The sequence below is a fragment of the Wenyingzhuangia sp. genome, assembly GCF_039768515.1.
Taxonomy (GTDB): domain Bacteria; phylum Bacteroidota; class Bacteroidia; order Flavobacteriales; family Flavobacteriaceae; genus Wenyingzhuangia.
This window is the reverse complement of the sequence record NZ_JBDNAI010000078.1, coordinates 1-4,767: the sequence shown is the minus strand read 5'-3', so window position 1 is coordinate 4,767 and position 4,767 is coordinate 1. Positions and strand designations below refer to the sequence as shown.

Annotated in this window: 5 protein-coding genes; all 5 read right to left on the bottom strand. The window is 38.0% G+C overall.

Translation table 11 applies throughout. The features are described from left to right. The coding region (locus tag ABF281_RS04740; protein WP_347180548.1) for a DUF3861 family protein at nucleotides 1-211 on the bottom strand (211 nt) is incomplete at its 3' end. A gap of 11 nt (nucleotides 212-222) precedes the next feature. Continuing rightward, nucleotides 223-1,419 carry an MFS transporter gene (locus ABF281_RS04735; RefSeq protein WP_347180547.1) on the bottom strand — a complete coding sequence of 399 codons (1,197 nt, stop codon included), beginning with the start codon at nucleotides 1,417-1,419 and terminating at the stop codon, nucleotides 223-225. A gap of 35 nt (nucleotides 1,420-1,454) precedes the next feature. Next, the gene (locus ABF281_RS04730) at nucleotides 1,455-2,513 is read right to left on the bottom strand and encodes a ferredoxin--NADP reductase (RefSeq protein WP_347180546.1); all 1,059 of its coding nucleotides are present in this window, start codon (nucleotides 2,511-2,513) and stop codon (nucleotides 1,455-1,457) included. 27 nt (nucleotides 2,514-2,540) lie between these two features. Beyond that, nucleotides 2,541-3,725 carry a cytochrome P450 gene (locus tag ABF281_RS04725; RefSeq protein ID WP_347180545.1) on the bottom strand — a complete coding sequence of 395 codons (1,185 nt, stop codon included), beginning with the start codon at nucleotides 3,723-3,725 and terminating at the stop codon, nucleotides 2,541-2,543. A 23-nt stretch (nucleotides 3,726-3,748) separates the two neighbouring features. Next, the coding region (locus tag ABF281_RS04720) for a sulfatase-like hydrolase/transferase (RefSeq protein WP_347180544.1) at nucleotides 3,749-4,767 on the bottom strand (1,019 nt) is incomplete at its 5' end.

Genomic DNA, 4,767 nt, shown 5'->3' with positions numbered 1-4,767 from the left:
TTACCTCACTAAATAGCTTTAGGCCAATAGCAAATTCAACAGATTGTTGTTCTGTTTTAAAGCGATTTCTTTTTTTCATCCGTTCTATAATCTTGAATATATTATCATGATTATCAAATTCAATGACTATGGGCAGATATTCGCTATTATCAGGACGAATCAGTTCTATGAGCTCTAAAGAGAGTTTATATTTATTTGATTTTTTTCCCATTGAGGTGGATTTTATTCAACAACTTTTCCTTTTGTTTCTTGTAATTTAGATAGAAAAAACAAGGATAAAACGGCTAGTGCAGCGGCTATCCACAAAAAAGCAGATTCATGAATGGTATCTGAAAGACCTCCAGCAATTGCAGGAACAAGTACGCCTCCTACAATTTCTGCAACAGCTGTTACAAAACCAACAGCTTTAGCTTTCAATCGATTTGGAACTGCTTCAGAGGGAACAATAGCTGCAACTAGTGGAATAGTTCCCACCATGGCATAGGTAAGAAGCATTACAGGTAAATGAGCTCCAGAACCATTTAAAAAATAAACAGCAAAAGGATAAAAAACACCCAAGCTCAATGCGATAAGCAATGCCTTTTTTCTTCCAATTTTATCTGAAATCCCAGGAAAAAACAAAGAAGATATAAGCATTGCAACGCCTAGTAGTCCCATAGTTTTTTGCATAGTACCGGTATCCATCCCTTGAACGTCAGTAAAAAATTTGGTAATAAAAGGTATGGTAGCAAACCACCATCCAAAAACACAACAAGCAAGTAGAGTACCCCACTTAATATTATTGTATTTCCACAGCTCTTTAACGTTAAACCCTTTATGACTTTCGATTCCACGACTTACCGTAGTGGACTTTCTTAGGTAAAAAACAGTAATAGCTCCTATAAGTAAACCGGGGATACCGGCTATATAAAAAGCGGTTCTCCAGCCCATATTTTCGGCAATTTGAATCAATATTACAGGCGCTAAAATGGATCCAAATAATGCTCCTCCAACGGCTTGCACAATACCAACATTTAGCCCTAACCTACTGGGGGAGGATTCTCTTTCAACAAATATTTGCGCTAAAGGGATTACAGGCCCTTCTGCCAGTCCCATAACTAAACGCGCAGCTAATAAAGTTCCGAAGCCGATCGCTAAACCAGATCCAAAAGAACATATTGAAAAAATGAATATAGCAACAATGAATGTGATTTTATTTTTATTTCTAGTTTCTGACCAAGCGGTCGTAAAGTAGCTCGAAAACGCCCATGCGAGTGAAAGTCCAGCAGCTAAAAGTCCGATCTGTAAGTTATTTAAAGATAAGTCTTTAGCAACATAAGGCACTAAATAGTTTAGCGCTAATCTGTCAAAAAATAGCACCCCAAAGGTCAATGACATTAAGGATACAATCCCATTTTCGTACGTAAATATTTTTTTCATGATTTAAAGTTTTAGTGAGTTCGAGTAAGAATCTTCTAATGCTCAAATATAACTTCCACCTCGTCTGTTATACATTTAGCTTGACATGTCAGTATTAAACCTTCTTTTATTTCATCGTCATCGAGAGCTTCTGTAAATTCCATGGCTACCTCTCCCTTTTTAAGCAGCGCTATACAGGTACTACACACACCAGATTGACATGAAAATGGTGCATCGATACCCTGATTCTGTAACGCTTGTAAAATGGAAGTTCCCTTTGGAACTAAAATATTTTTCTCTTCTCCAAAGAAATTTATTTTGGCTTTAGCCTCTTGAGTTGAGGTGTTAATCTTAGCAGCTTTAGCAGAATCTGATTTTGCAGCTGTAAAACGTTCAATATGAATTTTTTCAGTTGGAAAATTCAAACTTACCAATTCGTTTTCTACTAACCCCATCATACCTGAGGGACCGCAGATATAACATTCAGCAGCATTTAATTGTGTGCCTAGCTCCTGAACTGCTGCTTTAATTGTATCAGTATCGAGGAGTCCTCGTTTACCTTGCCAATCTGTTGGCGGATTATTTATAATATGTTCTACTTTAAAACGATTACTGTAGTTTTCCTGCAGTGTATCAATTTGACTTTTAAACATCACTGTATCGAGCCGTTCGTTTGCATAGAGTAACTTTACTGAGCTCTTTGGCTCTTTTGACATTACGGTTTTTGCTATCGATAGTAGAGGAGTAATTCCGCTACCACCACCAAAGAGAATATATTTTTTTTGTTGTTCCTCTTGACATGCTACACGAAAATTACCTTGCGGAGGCATTATTTCTATGCTTCCTCCTTCCTTAACATGGTCATTGATATGATTTGACACCAATCCATTTTCTACCCGTTTTACTCCAATGGTAATATTTTCTTCTATGGGGCTGCTGCACATGGAGTAGGCCCTTCGCTGTTCCTCTCCATTGAGGGTAAACTTCAAAGTAAGATATTGACCAGGTAAATAGCTGAACTCTTGATTTAAATCTTCTGGTACATTAAAAGTAACTGCTACCGCATACTCTGTTTCAGGCTTTACTTCAAGTACCTTTAATGGATGAAATTTCATTGTTTTTTCAGTTAGTCAGATTATTTATTATGCCGGAATAATTTTTCCAGACATGCTTTTGTAACCTTGTAAGGTGTTGTTCAAAAATGGCTCAGAATTGCTTACTTCAAGTTTGCTGGCATGTTTGCAAAGTGCTTTTAATAACTCTTCCATCTCTAACCTCGCCAAATGTTCCCCTGCACACCTGTGATTTCCATATCCCCACCCTAAGTGATCCTCAGGATTTCTGTGGATATCAAATTCATCAGGATTTGGATATTTTTTTGGATCTCTATTTGCGCAGCTCCAAAGCATCAGAACCCTTTTATCTTTCTCCAGTTGGTAGCCTGCAACTTCTGTATCTTTGGTTATCACTCGAGAAAAACCTCGTACAGGAGAGGAAAGCCGGATTGCCTCGTTTACAACGCCTCTAATCAAATCAGGGTTTTCTTTGATTTCATTGAATTTTTCAGGATGTTTTGCCAACAACTCAAACATAGAAGTTGCTGATTGAATTGTCGTATCTAAACTGGGTATAGCATAGCCCATTACTATGGCTCTTCCTTCATCCTCGCCTAATTTGCCTTCTTCAATTGCTTTGAAGGTAGCATGAGACCAACTTCCTGGCAAAACATTATCCTTGTTCAAGGTTCGAGAATATTTAGACAACCCAAATATAAGTCCCGGTAACGATTTAAGGGTTCTTAGATTGTTTGGTCCAAAGGTATTAAAGGTAGCAAAGGCCCAATCCAATAATTTTTTACTGCCTTTCTCTGGATATCCAATCATTTTGCTGACGATTTCCAAAGGGATGTGCGCTGCAAAATCTTTAACAACCTCTATTTCGTTTTTTTTAGCTAAATCCTGCACCATGTTTTCACAAGACTCAGAAATATTATCCTTGATATCTTTGAGTTTTCGCTGGGTTATGGGTTTCATATACCAAGCTTTTCGCTTTCTCTGTTCATCCCCCTCACTCATCAAAACAGAAACTTTGGCCTCGGGTACTTCGTTTGCTTGTTTATTCAAGGCAACCCCCTGAGCAGCAGTAAAGGTTTCCGGATCGTTCAGCACTTCCATATGGGCCGCATAGCTAGTAACAGCGTACACTTTGTCTTTCTTGAGATAAATAACATCTCCTAGCGCACTCAAATCTTTATACAATTGTAATCCTGAAGCTAAGGATTTAGTAGAAAAAACACTTTTGTTATATACAGGTATCTGTTTCATCATTTCTTGTTTAAATATTTAAAATTCTAATGTGGTTGCTTTCTAAACTGTGTTTTTTTGCCCATTTCTTCTGACCAAGGAATTACCCCATTCTCATTTGCCCATTTGTTATAAATAGAATCCATTTTTGCAATAGTTTCTGGTTGAGAAGCAGCGATATCATTTGACTCCGTTCTGTCGGTAGAAAGGTCATATAGTTCCCACTCTTTTTGATACTGATGAACACCCTTTAAATTGCCAAGCCAGACTGCACGATCGCCAAACCACTCAAAACAAATGGGTTGTTCTCTATCCCATTTTCCTTGAGATAATAGTGGCAATAAACTTTCTCCAACCAACGGATTTGGTGTGACCCCATTATACGTTTCAGGGTATGTAACTCCAGTAATATCTAAAAGCGTGGGCATTAAATCTACTAAGTGGGCCCCGCCTTCTAAAACTTTACCAGAATCTTTTTGCCCTGGATAACGAATGATGAAAGGAGTTGCTGTTCCCCCTTCGTAAGGCGATGACTTATAACTTCGTAAAGGACTATTGGATACTTGAGCCCATTTCTTACTATAGGCTTCCATAGAACCAGCTGTACCTACTGTCCCCTCATTACGTTTTACAGTAAAAGGCATTTTTCCTACATCCATATTTTCTGCGCCATTATCTGAAAGAAAAATCACTACAGTATTCTCTAATTGATCCGTGGTTCCCAAGTAATTAAGTAGTTTACCAATATTCTGATCTAGGTTATCTACCATGGCAGCATAAACTTCCATTTTTAAAGTCCAGTCTGCCTTTTCTTCTTTGCTCAAACTGTCCCAAGGGGGTAGTAATTTATCTTTAAATAAATTCCAGTCCTCATCAGCGAGACCCAATTTTTTAATGTTTTCAAAACGAAGTTTGCGCAGCTCATCCCAACCGGCATCGTATTTCCCCTTGTACTTCGCAATATCTTCTGCTTTGGCATGTAAAGGCCAATGTGGTGCGTTATAAGCCATATATAAAAAGAAGGGATTACCTTCTGGGGTGTTCTTCACAAAATCTATAGCTCTAT

Bases quoted from the DNA above. Each gene is read 5' to 3' on its own strand.
- ABF281_RS04735 (WP_347180547.1), bottom strand. From the start codon at position 1,419: ATGAAAAAAATATTTACGTACGAAAATGGGATTGTATCCTTAATGTCA.
- ABF281_RS04730 (WP_347180546.1), bottom strand. From the start codon at position 2,513: ATGAAATTTCATCCATTAAAGGTACTTGAAGTAAAGCCTGAAACAGAG.
- ABF281_RS04725 (WP_347180545.1), bottom strand. From the start codon at position 3,725: ATGATGAAACAGATACCTGTATATAACAAAAGTGTTTTTTCTACTAAA.